Origin of the sequence: Arthrobacter sp. SLBN-112 (assembly GCF_006715225.1) — a bacterium.
Lineage (GTDB): Bacteria > Actinomycetota > Actinomycetes > Actinomycetales > Micrococcaceae > Arthrobacter.
The window spans coordinates 2661983-2676013 of the sequence record NZ_VFMU01000001.1 but is presented as its reverse complement, the minus strand read 5'-3'; the positions used below and the strand labels follow the sequence as shown (position 1 = coordinate 2676013).

Annotated in this window: 14 protein-coding genes; 4 read left to right on the top strand and 10 right to left on the bottom strand. The window is 65.1% G+C overall.

Annotation, left to right across the window (positions count from 1 at the left end):
- Nucleotides 1-64 precede the first annotated feature (64 nt).
- The 3 genes from moaA (at nucleotide 65) to FBY33_RS12370 (ending at nucleotide 3239) form a co-directional block, all read left to right on the top strand.
- On the top strand, nucleotides 65-1192 hold the full coding sequence (moaA, locus tag FBY33_RS12380) for a GTP 3',8-cyclase MoaA (protein ID WP_200831373.1): 1128 nt from the start codon (nucleotides 65-67) through the stop codon (nucleotides 1190-1192).
- 5 nt (nucleotides 1193-1197) lie between these two features.
- Nucleotides 1198-1464, top strand: a complete 267-nt coding sequence (locus tag FBY33_RS12375; protein ID WP_056338374.1) for a MoaD/ThiS family protein — start codon at nucleotides 1198-1200, stop codon at nucleotides 1462-1464.
- Nucleotides 1465-1937: 473 nt separating this feature from the next.
- The gene (locus FBY33_RS12370) at nucleotides 1938-3239 is read left to right on the top strand and encodes an HNH endonuclease signature motif containing protein (protein ID WP_327436749.1); all 1302 of its coding nucleotides are present in this window, start codon (nucleotides 1938-1940) and stop codon (nucleotides 3237-3239) included.
- Nucleotides 3240-3313: 74 nt separating this feature from the next.
- On the opposite strand, the gene FBY33_RS12365 is transcribed toward FBY33_RS12370, so the two are convergent.
- Nucleotides 3314-4495, bottom strand: coding sequence for a helix-turn-helix transcriptional regulator (locus tag FBY33_RS12365; protein WP_142030826.1), 1182 nt, complete (start codon nucleotides 4493-4495; stop codon nucleotides 3314-3316).
- Nucleotides 4496-4634: 139 nt separating this feature from the next.
- Between FBY33_RS12365 and FBY33_RS12360 the strand changes: the two genes are divergently transcribed.
- Nucleotides 4635-4916 carry a hypothetical protein gene (locus FBY33_RS12360; protein WP_142030825.1) on the top strand — a complete coding sequence of 94 codons (282 nt, stop codon included), beginning with the start codon at nucleotides 4635-4637 and terminating at the stop codon, nucleotides 4914-4916.
- An 8-nt stretch (nucleotides 4917-4924) separates the two neighbouring features.
- On the opposite strand, the gene FBY33_RS12355 is transcribed toward FBY33_RS12360, so the two are convergent.
- The 9 genes from FBY33_RS12355 to FBY33_RS12315 form a co-directional block, all read right to left on the bottom strand.
- Nucleotides 4925-5431, bottom strand: a complete 507-nt coding sequence (locus FBY33_RS12355; RefSeq protein WP_235010553.1) for a DUF1579 family protein — start codon at nucleotides 5429-5431, stop codon at nucleotides 4925-4927.
- Between the two features lie 118 nt (nucleotides 5432-5549).
- Nucleotides 5550-6893 carry a M16 family metallopeptidase gene (locus FBY33_RS12350; RefSeq protein ID WP_142030824.1) on the bottom strand — a complete coding sequence of 448 codons (1344 nt, stop codon included), beginning with the start codon at nucleotides 6891-6893 and terminating at the stop codon, nucleotides 5550-5552.
- 114 nt (nucleotides 6894-7007) lie between these two features.
- The gene (locus tag FBY33_RS12345) at nucleotides 7008-9269 is read right to left on the bottom strand and encodes a polyribonucleotide nucleotidyltransferase (protein WP_142032832.1); all 2262 of its coding nucleotides are present in this window, start codon (nucleotides 9267-9269) and stop codon (nucleotides 7008-7010) included.
- Nucleotides 9270-9508: 239 nt separating this feature from the next.
- Entirely contained in the window at nucleotides 9509-9778 is a 270-nt protein-coding gene (rpsO, locus tag FBY33_RS12340; RefSeq protein WP_056338389.1) for a 30S ribosomal protein S15, read from the bottom strand.
- 185 nt (nucleotides 9779-9963) lie between these two features.
- Nucleotides 9964-11223: a kynureninase gene (gene kynU, locus FBY33_RS12335; protein WP_142030823.1), complete on the bottom strand. Its 1260-nt coding sequence runs from the start codon at nucleotides 11221-11223 to the stop codon at nucleotides 9964-9966.
- Entirely contained in the window at nucleotides 11220-12074 is an 855-nt protein-coding gene (kynA, locus tag FBY33_RS12330) for a tryptophan 2,3-dioxygenase (RefSeq protein ID WP_142032830.1), read from the bottom strand. The genes kynU and kynA overlap by 4 nt, the downstream gene beginning before the upstream one ends.
- Before the next feature lie 55 nt (nucleotides 12075-12129).
- Nucleotides 12130-13113, bottom strand: coding sequence for a bifunctional riboflavin kinase/FAD synthetase (locus FBY33_RS12325; RefSeq protein ID WP_142030822.1), 984 nt, complete (start codon nucleotides 13111-13113; stop codon nucleotides 12130-12132).
- A 75-nt stretch (nucleotides 13114-13188) separates the two neighbouring features.
- Entirely contained in the window at nucleotides 13189-13656 is a 468-nt protein-coding gene (locus FBY33_RS12320) for a hypothetical protein (protein ID WP_142030821.1), read from the bottom strand.
- A 19-nt stretch (nucleotides 13657-13675) separates the two neighbouring features.
- Nucleotides 13676-14029, bottom strand: coding sequence for a hypothetical protein (locus FBY33_RS12315; RefSeq protein ID WP_142030820.1), 354 nt, complete (start codon nucleotides 14027-14029; stop codon nucleotides 13676-13678).
- Between the last annotated feature and the right edge of the window lie 2 nt (nucleotides 14030-14031).

The window sequence follows — 14031 nt, the reverse complement described above, 5'->3', positions numbered from 1 at the left end:
ATCTTGCCCAGCTGACTCTGGTCACAGGTGTGATGGGCGGCTCAACGTGGCGTAGCCTGATTTCATGAGTGTCCAGCTAGGCATGCCCCAGCCGCGGGAGGAAGCAGCGTCGGCGCTGCCCGGCGTTCCCGCGCGCCGCCCGGCCGATGCACCGGCGGGGCTGGTGGATCGGTATGGCCGCCGCGCCACCGACATGAGGCTGTCCCTGACGGACAAGTGCAACCTCCGCTGCACGTACTGCATGCCGGCGGAGGGCCTGGAATGGCTCGCCAAGCAGGCTGTCATGTCTGCTGGGGAGATCGTGCGGATTGTCAAGGTTGGCGTGGAGCAGCTGGGTGTCCGCGAACTGCGGCTGACCGGCGGCGAGCCGCTTGTTCGGCACGACCTCGTGCAGATTATCGCGGCACTGCGGGCCAACCACCGGGACCTGCCGATCTCCATGACCACCAATGGTGTTGGCCTGGCCAAGAAGGCTGCCGCCCTCAAGGAAGCCGGCTTGACCCGCATCAATGTGTCACTTGATTCCCTGCATGAAGAAACGTTCACCAAGCTGACCCGGCGTCCATTCCTGGGCCAGGTCCTGGCCGGTGTGGACGCCGCGTGGGCTGCCGGCCTGGGCCCGGTCAAACTGAACGCTGTCCTGATGCGCGGCATTAACGACGCCGAATCGCCGCAGTTGCTCGACTGGGCATTGGGGCGCGGCTACGAACTGCGGTTCATCGAACAGATGCCGCTGGACGCCGATCACGGCTGGACCCGCCGCAACATGATCACCGCCGCCGAGATCCGCGATCTGCTGTCCCGCGACTTTGTCCTCAGCCCTGATCCCCGCGCGCGTGACGGTGCCCCGGCGGAGCGGTTTGAAGTACGACGGCGGGCGGCAGGTTCTGCAGATTCGGCTGGGCCAGTGCTGGGAACCGTGGGAATCATCGCTTCCGTCACCGAGCCCTTCTGCTCTGACTGCCGGCGCACCAGGATCACTGCCGAGGGCAAGATCATGAGCTGCCTGTTCTCGCGCGAAGAGTTCGACCTGCTGGGCCTGCTGCGGGACGGCGCCACCGACGAGGAACTGGCGCAGCGGTGGCAGGACGCCATGTGGATTAAACCGAAGGCCCACGGCATGGACCATGTGGGACTGGATGCTCCGGACTTCGTCCAGCCGGACCGCAGCATGAGCGCTATCGGGGGCTGACCGGGATGCTGGTACGTTATTTTGCTGCCGCACGCGCTGCCGCAGGCTTCGAGGAAGAAAAGTTCGAACTTCCGGATGGTGCTACCGTGGCCGACCTGCTGGAGGCGGTGCTCGCCGTGGAGCGTGCCGAACCCCCTGCCGGGACGCCGCCGCTTCCGCGCATCCTGTCCCGCAGCAGCTTCCTGCTCAATGAGGTGGCGGTGCGGGACCGCTCGACAGTTCTTGGTCCGGACGACGTGGTGGACGTGCTGCCTCCGTTCGCCGGCGGGTAAACAACCGGGTTGTAACCGGAACAGCTTCTCGAGGCTGCCGCGGGCTTCTGATCGCCTGAGGCCATTTGGATGGCCCGGCGCAACTTGGAATGTCAGTGCCTCGTTGGATGATGTTTCCATGGGAATCAGCAGCGGCGGTGGTGTGGCTTTGGAGGGTGTTCATGCCTCTGTCGCTGCGCTTGATGCGCTTGCTGCTGAGGATGCTTTCCTGGCTGCCGGCGTGGGTGTTGGTGCCGGTGTGGATGTGTTGCAGCGGCGGTACGAGCTCCGGCTGGCCCGGCTGGAAGTGGTGAAGCGGCTGGAGGCGCAGCTCGCCGCGGTCAAGGCCGGTGATGTTGCCGAAGCCGTTGAGATCCAGCAGACACTGCTTGCCCCGGACGCGCCCGTACATGAGCGGACGTTCTCGGAGATGTCAGCGGTGGAGGAGATCGCCGGGGTCCTGACCATCAGTTCCGAGGGCCGCAGGAGCATTCGTGGAGCAGTCCCGGCGGGTGTGTTCCCTCCCGCCGGTGATGGACGCCTTGGCCGCCGGGGCCCTGTCCTGGCAGCACGCGAAAATTGTTGCCGACGAGACCGAAGGCCTCACCCCCGACGGCGCCGCCGCCCTGGTAGCTCACTTCTTCCACCCCGACGCCCCCAACCCGGCCCGCCGCGCCGCACCCGGTGAGCTCGTCCCGTCCCGATTCCGGACCAAAGTCCGTACCTGGCGGGAACGCCACCACCCCGAAACCCTGGAGAAGCGCCACGCGAAGGGTGTCGCGGACCGGCGGATGGAATACACCCCGGACCGGGACGGCATGGCCTGGATCTCGCTCCACCTCCCCGGGCACACCGCTTCGGCGATCTGGAACCGCACCACCGCCACCGCCCGCGGCCTCCAAGGCCCCAACGAACCCCGCACCATCACCCAGCTCCGCCCCGACATCGCAGCGTCCCTGCTCCTCGGCGCCGGAACGCCTGCGCGTGAGGGTGCTGCGAGTGAGACGGCCGGGAGGACTGGTGATGCTGCGGGAACGGGTGCAGGCAGCGTTTCCGGTACCGGGAGCGCTGCGGGGAGCAATAGTGATATTGGAAGAGTCCCCACGCCGCGGGCCGACGTGCTGGTCATGGTCCCGGTCTTCTCCCTCCTCCGCATCACGGACGAACCCGCAGAACTGGACGGCCACGGCCCCATCCCGGCATCAATGGCCCGCAAACTCGTCGCCGACGGCGCGGACTCGTTCTACCGGGTCCTGGTCGACCCCCGCGACGGCGCCCCGTTGGAGATCGGCCGCACCCGCTACCGGCTCACCGAAACCATCAAACAATGGATCCGCATGCGCGACCGAAAATGCACCTTTCCCGGCTGCAGCAATCGTTCCCCTGACAACGACACCGACCACCTCACCGCGTGGGATCACGGCGGCACCACCGGCACCAGCAACCTGGCACAACTCTGCCCAAAACATCACCGGCTCAAGCACGCCCGGCCATGGATCCCCGACCCCGCAACCCACAACGGACCGCCCGGCTGGAGCTCACCCACCGGCCGCCACTACAACCCCGAACACTCCGACCCCAACCCAACCCACTGGCCATCGGCAATCCTGCACTTACTGGCCGAGATCCCGGACTGGCCGGACGTGCCGGACGTGCCATGTGGAGAGCCACCCGGTGGCCGTTTCATTGACCCGGATGCACTTTCACCGGCCGATCCGCTGTGGGACGACTTCTACGCCATGCCATTCCGCCTGCCGCCGGATCCAGAAATGAACTGGCAGATGCTGCTGACGTGAAAAGTCCTGCTGAAGCCTGTGCTGGCAACACTGATGGTCCACTGTCCACCGTCCGGCGTTCCAAGCAGCCATTATTACCCCCATGACCCGGTTCCAAGCGCCAGGGCCATCAAGGCCGCGCGGCTGTGGACTGCGCAAGCCTGGAAAATTTGCTTGAACTGGTCCTGGACAGTGTATGGAGTCACTCCTTGGGTATCCGCCATAGTTCCTGTGTCCGCCCCGGCAGCAGCCAACAACAACAGCTCCCTCTGCCGCTGCGTAAGGCCGAAGGCCCGGGCAAAGATGTCCAGCCGGTCCGAAGGCATACAGCCCTGAATGGTCACGGCCAGCGGCGGTGTCGAGCCCTCTGCGGCAGGGGCAATCCGGTTGGCTCGCAGCAGGACCCATCTGCCGGAACCAATATGCACCCTGCTCTCCGCATCATGGTGGTCCACTCCGGCCTCCCTAGCGAGCAACTGCGCAGCAACGTTCAGCACCTCGGCCGGAACCTGGTGATGCGGGACGGGACCGGGCTGCAACAGATGGAGCCACTCGTTGACCGATTCAGTCCGGCCAACCACGGCGAGGTCTTCGCTCAAGGTCAGGACACCCTGCTCGGGTAATCCCTGCCTCCCGGTATCCGGCCCAGGGGCCATGTCCTGTCCAGAAGGTGCACCCGGTCGCGCAGAGTCGCCTTTCCGGGAAGCCAGATCCAGCCCAACCATAACGTCGGGCGTGGTTCCTGCATGGAATTGCCCGGCCACGGAACGACGCAATCCCGGCGTCAGTGCCGCTGCCAGCTCAGCCAGGTAAGTGGTTTCTTGTTCGGTGAAGTCGTCTGCCTCTCCAGTTCGCCAGAGATCAAGCCAGGCCCAGCACCCGTGCTGGTCGGCGAAGACGGCTGACAGCACGTCGCGAACGTCGTAGCGATTCAGCATTCCCCTCCACAACAGGCTGCGGGCAGGATCACCCTGGGTTGCGTGCTGAAGGCTCAGTGCGGGGACTGGGGAGGCCATCAACCCGGTCCAGCGCGCCGGAGGGGAAAGGTACTTGAGACGGATGAGTGCCGGCAGTTCCTGCGGGCAGGGAATCCTGGCCCGAGGAGCCATGCCTACCGTCGTGCGGGGGTCGCAAAGAGGCCAGACGAATGCGTCGAAGGGCACCATCGTGCCCACTTCCGTGAGAACGGTTTTTCGGAGAGCCTGGTGGTCCCGGATGGATCCAGCAAGAACCCGGATGCGTTCAAGGCTTCGGACCATCGCCCAGTCGCTCTTCATTCCCCCAGTATGCTCCCGCCGGCACCACCGGACCCGACGCATCCGCCACCCAGATTTCTGGGATACCGGCCAGGGACCGTGCCGTCTATGTTGGCAACGTGGACAGCGCCCACGTCGCCGGACGAGTGAGGAGACTCCGATGTACACCCTACAGATCGAACACACCATCACAGACTTCCAAACCTGGAAGACCGCTTTTGACCGCGACCCCGTCAACAGGGCGGCTTCCGGGGTGCTCTCCCACCGGATTGGCCAACCAGTCGGGGACCCGCACTACATCGTAGTTGAGCTGGACTTCGCGGATTTGGACAAGGCGGAGCGATTGCTCTCGAACCTGCGCGAACACGTTTGGCATTCCCCTGCCAACGCCCCTGCTCTCGCCGGAGCACCAAAGACCCGCATCATCGAGGCAGCGGCCTGAACCGCTGTTCAGACCCGGTGGAACTCCGAGCGCATGAACGGCCTGTAGGGCGAAGCCTTGCCGTTGGTGCCAGCGTCAGGGGCGTCGCCGCCGTCGTCCTTGCCAATCGCACGCAACTTGGTGACGTGGGTCAGGACTTCTCCTTCAACTTTGATCGAGTGGCGTGTCCACCCGGCGTCGCTGCGCCGTTCAACCCGCAGGACGCCATTGCGCCATGTGCAGCGGGCGGCGCTGCCTGGCGGCACACCTGTGCTGTCGACGTAATACCAGAGCACGTCGTTGCGGACCGGATCAACCGTGAAGATGCCGTGGCCTTCGAAATGGCTGCCGTCCGGCTCAACGTGCCGGTAGCTCTGCACTACACCGAGGCCTCCGGCCACCTGGTGGTAGGACACCTCGGCGTCCACGCTGTGCTCCGGCCCCCAGGGACCGGAAGCCACATACGTGCGGCCCCGCCAATGTCCCGGCAGGCCAGATAAGGCTGGATGGGTGCGCTCCACTGTTGGCCCGTTCACCGTTCCGCCACCTCCTGCCGAAGATCGTTCCCCCTCAGGATGGGCTCTCCAGGGCCGGGCCGCCAGTGGCCCCGCGAGAGCAGTGTCCCACGGCAGCCCTGCCCGACAGCGCCAGATGCTAGAGCCCGAAGGTCTCGGTCTCGTCGAAGGGACCTACTACAGTGATGGTCCGCGGCGCGGCAGCGAGTTCGGCTGCAAGTTCCTGGACCTGTTCGGTGGTGACGGCTTTGATCAGCCGCAGGGTTTCGTCGATGTCCTGGTATTCACCGGACACCAGTTCGGCGCGGCCCAGCCGGGACATCCGGGAGCCGGTGTCCTCCAGTGCCAGGACAATTCCGCCGCCGAGTTGCCCCACGGCCTTGCGGAGTTCGTCGTCGGAAATTCCGTGTTCGGCGAGCTTATCGAGCTCGATACCAAGCAGGTCCACCACCTGCCGCACCTTCGACGGGGTGCAGCCGGCGTACATTCCAAAATAGCCCGCGTCGGCGTAGGACGACGCAAAGGAGTAGGTGGAGTACACCAGTCCACGCTTCTCGCGAACCTCCTGGAACAGCCGGGAGGACATGCCGCCGCCCAGGACCGCGTTCAGGACACTCATAACATAGCGCCGTTCGTCGGTGGCAACGATCGTGGGGCATCCCATGATGATGTTTGCCTGCTCCACGGCGCGCTTGACCACATGCAGGCCGGCAGTTCCCGTGATCAGGGCACGCTCGGTGGAACGCCGCTGCACCGGCGCGGCGTCGGCCTCCAGGGACCACCCGGCGGTCTGCAGGGCATCCACCACCAGTCCGCACACCAAATCGTGGTCCAGGCCGCCAGCCGCGGTGATCACCAGTTCTTCAGGCTTGTAGTACCGGCGGTAGTGCTCCCACACTGAATCGCGGGCGACGGCCTTGATGGCGGCCGGGGTGCCGCCAATCGGCCGCCCAAGGGGGTGGCTGCCGAGGACCGCGGCGACGAAGTGCTCGTGCGCCACATCCGTGGGGTCATCGCTGTCCATTGCGATTTCCTCCAGTATGACGTCCCGTTCCTGCTCCATCTCGTCAGGATCCAGCACGGCGCCGGTGATCATGTCCGCAATGACGTCGATGGCCATGGGGAGGTCGGAGTCCAGGACGCGGGCAAAGTAGCAGGTGCTTTCCTTGGCGGTTGCCGCGTTTGATTCGCCGCCCACCTCATCAAAGGCGGAGGCAATTTCCAGGGCTGTGCGGCGCCTGGTGCCTTTGAACAGCAGGTGCTCGAGGAAGTGGGTGGACCCGTGCTGGCCTGGCGCTTCATCCCTGGACCCCACGCCCACCCAGAACCCGATGGTGGCCGACCGCTGGCCCGGCATCGCCTCCGTCAGTACCCGCACTCCCCCTGGCAGCACTGAACGCCGGACCTCGGACCCGCCGTCGGAGCCGTGGACCAGGGTCTCGCCGCGGTGGTTCTGCTCAAGCGGCAGGGGTACAACAGTCATTGAGGCCTTTCAAAAGGGGCAGCCGGGATCTGGCTGCCATCGTAACAGCGGCGGGACCGGTGGATCATCCACCGGCCCCGCCGATTCATGCTTATGTGCCGGAAACCGGAACTGTTAGACGTCAGCGCCTTCAGCAGGTTCGGTGGTGTGGGCGCGCTCGGTTTCGACCTCGGCGCCTTCTTCCTCGGCAACTACCGGGGCGAGCGAGAGCTTTCCGCGGTCGTCGATCTTGGTGATCTCCACCTGGACCTTCTGGCCCACCGAGACAACGTCCTCGACGTTGTCCACGCGCTTGCCGTTGGCCAGCTTGCGCAGCTCGGAGATGTGCAGGAGGCCGTCCTTGCCCGGAGTCAGCGATACGAAGGCACCGAAGGTGGTGGTCTTGACGACCGTACCCAGGTAACGCTCACCGATTTCCGGGACCTGCGGGTTGGCGATGGCGTTGATGGCCGAGCGTGCTGCATCTGCAGACGGACCGTTCGTGGCGCCAATGTAGACCGTGCCGTCGTCCTCGATGGAGATGTCGGCGCCGGTATCCTCCTGGATCTGGTTGATCATCTTGCCCTTGGGGCCGATGACCTCGCCGATCTTGTCCACGGGGATCTTCACGGCGATGACGCGCGGTGCGAACTCGGAGAGCTCGTCCGGGGTGTCGATGGCCGAGTTGAGGACCTCGAGGATGTGCAGGCGTGCTTCGCGGGCCTGCTTCAGTGCTGCTGCCAGCACGGAAGCGGGAATGCCGTCGAGCTTGGTGTCCAGCTGGATGGCCGTGACGAACTCGGAGGTACCGGCAACCTTGAAGTCCATGTCACCGAAGGCGTCTTCGGCGCCGAGGATATCGGTCAGTGCCGCGTAGCGGGTCTGACCGTCAACCTGGTCGGAAACCAGGCCCATGGCGATGCCGGCGACGGCGGCCTTCAGGGGCACACCGGCGTTCAGGAGGGACAGGGTGGAGGCGCAGACGGAACCCATCGACGTCGAGCCGTTGGAGCCGAGGGCCTCGGACACCTGGCGGATGGCGTACGGGAATTCCTCGCGTGAAGGCAGCACGGGCACAATGGCACGCTCTGCCAGGGCGCCGTGGCCGATTTCGCGGCGCTTGGGCGAGCCCACGCGGCCGGTCTCACCGGTGGAGTACGGCGGGAAGTTGTAGTTGTGCATGTAGCGCTTGCGTGTGACGGGAGACAGCGAGTCGATCTGCTGTTCCATCTTGAGCATGTTCAGTGTGGTGACACCCATGATCTGGGTCTCGCCGCGCTCGAAGATGGCCGAACCGTGAACGCGGGGCAGAACCTCAACTTCGGCGGTGAGCTGGCGGATGTCCGTCAGGCCACGGCCGTCAATGCGGACCTGGTCCTTCAGGATGCGCTGGCGCACAACGTGCTTCGTGACGGAGCGGAAGGCAGCGGACAGTTCCTTCTCGCGGCCTTCGAACTGGCCGGCGAGGTTGCCCAGGACTTCGTCCTTGAGCGCGTCGGAGGCGTTGTCGCGTTCCTGCTTGTCGGCGATCTGGAAGACAGCGGCAAGCTTGTCGGCGGCGGCGGATTCGACAGCCGCGTAGACGTCGTCCTCGTAGTCCAGGAAGACCGGGAACTCGACAGTGGGCTTTGCAGCCCGTGCGGCCAAATCGGCCTGGGCTTCGCAGAGTGCCTTGATGAACGGCTTGGCAGCCTCAAGGCCCTCGGACACAACCTCTTCGGTGGGGGCAGTGGCGCCCTGTTCCTTGATGAGGTTCCAGGAGTTGTCCGTAGCTTCGGCCTCGACCATCATGATGGCGACGTCGTCACCTGCAACGCGGCCGGCAACCACCATGTTGAAGACGGAGTTCTCCAGCTGCGAGTGCTTGGGGAAAGCAACCCACTGCGATCCGTTTTCGTCGGCCACCAGGGCAACGCGGACGCCGCCGATGGGGCCGGAGAACGGCAGGCCGGACAGCTGGGTGGACATCGAGGAAGCGTTGATGGCCACCACGTCGTACAGCTCGTCGGGGTTGATGGCCAGGACGGTGACCACGATCTGGACCTCGTTGCGCAGGCCCTTGATGAAGGCGGGGCGCAGCGGGCGATCCATCAGGCGGCAGGCCAGGATGGCTTCGGTGGACGGGCGGCCTTCACGGCGGAAGAACGAGCCCGGGATGCGGCCGGCAGCATACATGCGCTCTTCGACGTCGACCGTCAGCGGGAAGAAGTCAAAGCCTTCACGCGGGTGCTTGCCGGCAGTGGTGGCGGACAGCAGTGCGGTGTCATCGTCGATGTACACCATGGCTGCGCCGGCTGCCTGCTTGGCAAGACGGCCGGTTTCGAAGCGGATTACGCGCTTGCCGAAACGGCCATTGTCAATGACTGCTTCCGAGAACTGGATTTCGGGACCCTCCAAGAGAGTCACCTCCGTTTCTGTTTGACGGAAGTCCAGCCGCATCAACCCGGCCAGCATCTGTCTACTGGCCCTGCACCCGGTCATCGATCGAGACCCACGGGCCGCCGGCTTCAGTCAACGAAGCCGTTCCCGGGGATCACTACCGAGGACCGCGAATGCGTGATGCGGTTGATCCTCCTGTTTAGTTTTATTTGAAGAAGGCGGCCCGTTCCGGAAGGAAAGGGCCGCCCGAAGCCAGACTAGCGGCGCAGGCCGAGGCGCTCGATGAGCGAACGGTAGCGGGCGATGTCGGTCTTCTTGAGGTAGCTCAGCATGCGCTTACGACGACCAACCATGGCCAGCAGACCGCGCTGGGTGTGGTAATCGTGCTTGTGCTCCTTCATGTGCTCAGTCAGATCCTTGATCCGCTGGGTCAGGACAGCAACCTGGACCTCCGGTGAACCGGTGTCGCCTTCTACGGTTGCGTATTCCTTGATGATGGACTGCTTTACAGCGGCGTCAAGTGCCACAATAACTCCTAGGGATGTGCCGTGAGGGCCCAGGTCAGTAACTCACTGCCGGGTCTGCCGGGTACGTCCTGATCCGGCGAACCGGAGCAGGCGGACTGCAACAGGAACCAGCCGCCACGGACTGCAGCCGGATCCATCGTCCAGTTTACCGGCCCCGGCCCAACCTTGTCGAAACAGCGCGCTTGTCAGCCCTGGAGCCGGTCCCGGATGGCCGCCATGCCCTGGAGCACTTCGACAAAACTGGTGCTCAAGGGGGACAACCCCACCCGGATGCCGCGCGGAGAGCGGAAATCCGGGATGACGTCCCCTTTCCACAGTGCTTCCACGGTGGCCTTGGTGAAGTCCGGGTGGTCCACGGTGATGTGGCCGCCCCGCTCCCCCGGATCCCGGGGCGACGCCAGCTCCGCACCCAGCGGGGCCAGCAGCGCATCGAAGACCTCAACGGCGAACCCGGTCAGTGCCACGGATTTGTCCCGGACGGCGGCCATCGACGCTTCCTCGATGAGGTCCAAAGTGCCCTGCATGGCGATCATTCCGAAAATCGCGGGGGTACCGCTAAGGAAACCCCGGATGCCCGCGGCCGGTTCATAGCCGGCGGCCATCTCGAACGCATTCTTGCGCCCCATCCATCCCCAGATGGGCTGGTTCAGGGTGGACAGGTGGCGCTGGTTGACGTAAGCAAACGCTGGCGATCCGGGGCCGCCGTTGAGGTACTTGTAGGTGCAGCCGGCAGCGAAGTCCACCTCCGCGCCGTCCAGGTCGATCTCCACCGACCCCACGGAATGGCAAAGGTCCCACACCACCAGGGCACCGGCGTCGTGCACTGCCGCGGTGATCCCGGGCAGGTCGGCCAGGTGGCCGGAGCGGTACGCGATCTGGCTGAGAAGGACGACGGCGGTACGCGGCCCAATGGCCCGGCGCACCTGCTCAAGGGTCACCCCCGCAGCGGGGTCCGGCTCGATCCAGCGGAGGGTCAGGCCTTCCTCGAGTGCGATGCCCTCCACCAGGTAACGGTCGGTGGGAAAGTTCTCCGTGTCCAGGACGAGCTCGTTGCGGTCCGGGTCCTGCACGGCGGCAAGGGCTGCGCGGATCAGCTTGTAAAGCACCACTGTGGTGGAATCGGCGATGATCGTCTGCCCCGGAGCCGCCCCAAGGACCGTGCGGCCCAGCTGGTCACCGATGGCCTGCGGCATTTCGAGCCACTTTTCGTCCCAGCCGCGGATGAGGCGGCCGCCCCATTCGTCGCGGATGAAGGCGGCGACGTCGTCTGCCGTCCGCTGCAGCGGCCGGCCCAGGGAGTTGCCGTCGAGGTAGGACAGGGGCGTGTCCGTGCCGATGAAGTGGTCCCGGCAGTGCGCCAGGGCGTCCCGGCGGTCCAGCTCCTCGGCCCGCCGGCGGAGCTTTTCGGTGGCCACGTCGGTGGGGTTTTCCTGGTGGATGCTCATTGGCCGATCTCCGTCCTGACAGCGAATAGTTCCGGGAAGAACGTCAGTTCCAGGGCCTTCTGCAGGAAGGCGGCACCGCTGGACCCGCCGGTGCCGGTCTTCATGCCGATGGTCCGCTGGACGGTGCGCAGGTGCCGGAACCGCCAGAGCTGGAAGTTGTCCTCCAGGTCCACCAACTCCTCGCACGCCTCGTAGGCCGCCCAGTTGTCCGCCGCGTTCTCATAGATGTACTTGAAGAGCGGGACCAGTTCCGGGGCGAACTCGTGCGCCCGGGTCACATCCCGGTCCAGGACCGAACGTGGAACATCGAAACCCCGGCGGGACAGGTAGGCCAGGAACTCGTCGTAGATGCTCGGTGCGGCAAGCAGTTCCTCCAGCATGGCGTGGGCCTCGGGGTCGGATTCGAAGACGGGAAGCATCTTGCGGTTCTTGTTGCCCAGGACGAATTCGACCGCGCGGTACTGGGCGGACTGGAACCCTGACGAGTTGCCCAGGAAGCCCCGAAACTGCGAATACTCCGTGGGTGTCAGGGTCGCCAGGACGGACCACTGCTCAGTGAGGGTCTTCTGGATGTGCTTGACCCGTGCGATGCCCTTGAGCGCCGAGCCCAGGTCGTCCTCACGGAGCCATGCGGCCGCGCTGCGCAGTTCATGCAGGACCAGCTTCAGCCACAGTTCCGTGGTCTGGTGCTGGATGATGAAAAGCAACTCATCGTGGTGTTCGGGCTCGCTCACCGGCTGCTGCGCACTGAGCAGGGTGGGAAGCTGCAGGTAGGAGGCGTAGCTCATCCGTGAGCTGAAGTCACGGACGATCCCCTTATCCAGCTTGCGGGTGTTCTTCTCGACGGACACGTACTGCCTTTCGTTGGTGCTCACCCGGTTGCTGAGACTCCGGCGGATGCTGGAATCAGCGGCCGCTGAGGAGCTGGTGGGCCTGGGCCACATCCAGCCGCATTTGTTCCACCAGGGCTTCAGGGCCACGATAGGCCACCATGCCGCGAAGCCGCGCCACGAATTCAACAATCACTGTCTGGCCGTACAGATCAAAGTCCTCCACGGCTTCCTTGGGCCTGTCGATCACGTGCGCCTCAACCTGGCGGCTCACTCCGTCGAACGTGGGATTGGACCCTACCGAGATCGCTGCCGGCCACCGCGTGCCGGCCTGGTCCACCAGCCAGCCGGCATAGATGCCGTCCGCGGGAATCAGCCCTGAGGCATTCGAAGAGAGGTTTGCCGTGGGGAACCCGAGGGCCCGGCCGCGGGCGGCACCATGGACCACCTCGCCTCGCATCCTGTGCGGGCGCCCCAGGACGGAGGCAGCGGTGGCCACGTCGCCATCCTGCAGGGCCTCACGCACCCAGGTGGAGGAACAGCGCCGGTCCGTGCCGTCGTCGTCATGCAGGGGGTAGCCCTCGGCACCGAACTCGCTGATGACCTGGACGTCGAAGCCGAACTTGTCGCCCAGCGCCTTCATGGTGTCCAGGTCGCCGGAGTTGCCCCGTCCGAAACGGGCGTCGTGGCCGATGACCACATGGCTGGCATGGAGGCAGTCCACCAGGTACTGCTCCACGAATTCCTCCGCCGTGAGGCTGGCGAGGTCCAGCGAGTACTTGACCACCAGGATGGCGTCCAGTCCCAGTTCGCCCAGCGCCTCCAGCTTGTCGTCCAGGCCCATGATCAGCTCCGGGGCGGCCTCGGGACGGTGGATAAGCGCGGGGTGGGGGTCGAACGTCACGGCAACGGCCTTGGCATGGGAGAGGCGGGCCGAACGGATCAGCTGGGACAGCACCTGCTGGTGGCCGCGGTGGACGCCGTCAAAGTTGCCGAACGTGACAACGGATGGGCCGAAATCCGCCGGGACATCGGACGGATCGTTCCAGATGTAAACCATCACCCTCGCCTTAAGCTGCCTGCATCGTCGTTCCGGAACCATGCCGGCCGCGGAACTCTTCAAGATTACCCGGATTCACTGCGCAGCTTTGGCCGCTGTTGCACGCGCCGCGGAGGGCCGGCGCCGGTACAGCCATACCAGCCCGAGGATGGGCAGCAACAGCGGGATAAAGCCATAGCCTCGGCCAAACAGGGACCACACCGTCTCGTGCGGGAACTGCACGGAGTCCAGGATGCTCAGGGTCCCCACCACCAGGACACCCAACAGTTCAACCAGCACTGCGGCAACGGAGACCTTGAACCAGGTGGTTCCGGCCTTGGCCAGCGACACTGTGGCCACCACGTAGACCAGTGCGGCGAAGGCCGAGAGCAGGTAGGCCAGTGGAGCTTCGGAGAACTTGGTGAGGATCTGGTAGCCGGCACGGGCGGTGGCCGAGATGGCGAAGACCCCGTACACGGCGATCAGGAGGCGGCCGGGGCCGGTGTTGCGGGTATTGCGGACGGGTGCCTCGCCGGTGGCCGCCCGGGCCTGCTTGTCTTTCATTCCTGCTGCTTCTTCCACTTCAGTACCAGATCTGGTTCATTCGGGCAGCCATGACCAGTGCCGTGACGCCGACTGCGGCCAGGACAAAGTTGCTCCACCGTGTGCGCTCCAGGACGGACCAGTAGACCGCGGCCGGGGGCAGGAGCATGGCGGTGGCCATGTAGCCCCAGAACTCCCACGCCTCGCCGGCAATGGGTTCGCCGGCGATGACCCGGACGATGGAACCCACCAGGTACACCACCAGCGCTGCTTCCACGGCCATGACGGAGAGGATGGTGGCATCGTTGGGCGCCTTCTTCATGATTCCGGCACCCAGGCATGCCAGCGTGGACACCAGGCCGACGACAAGGATGATCCAAAAATATGCGTCCACGC